At 64.5% G+C, this 242-nt stretch carries 1 pseudogene; it reads right to left on the bottom strand.

The window, feature by feature from the left end:
* Window positions 1-242 (bottom strand): annotated as a pseudogene (locus OH705_RS28485) (MAPEG family protein); the annotation flags it as partial.

Here is a 242-nt window from a genome sequence, read left to right as displayed (position 1 = left end):
ACGACACGATCAGCGCCATCCCGCCGAACCACACCAGCGAGCGCACCACCGCCCAATCCGCCAGGTAGCAGATGAGGTAGAGCAACCGGCGGGTGATGTACATCACGCCCAGCACATCTTGGGTTACTTGTTCGGCAGTGCCGACGATATCGGCCACCAGCACCGCCGCGGCAAATGCCGGACACGCCTCGTAGCCAGTCTACTGAGCGGCATGGGCCCGCCGTGGCTGCCCTTCAAGCTCG

This window comes from Pseudomonas sp. BJa3 (assembly GCF_026343815.1).
Classification (GTDB): Bacteria; Pseudomonadota; Gammaproteobacteria; order Pseudomonadales; family Pseudomonadaceae; genus Aquipseudomonas; species Aquipseudomonas soli.
Note: the sequence above shows the minus strand (reverse complement) of the source record. Positions and strands in the feature narration are given on the sequence as shown.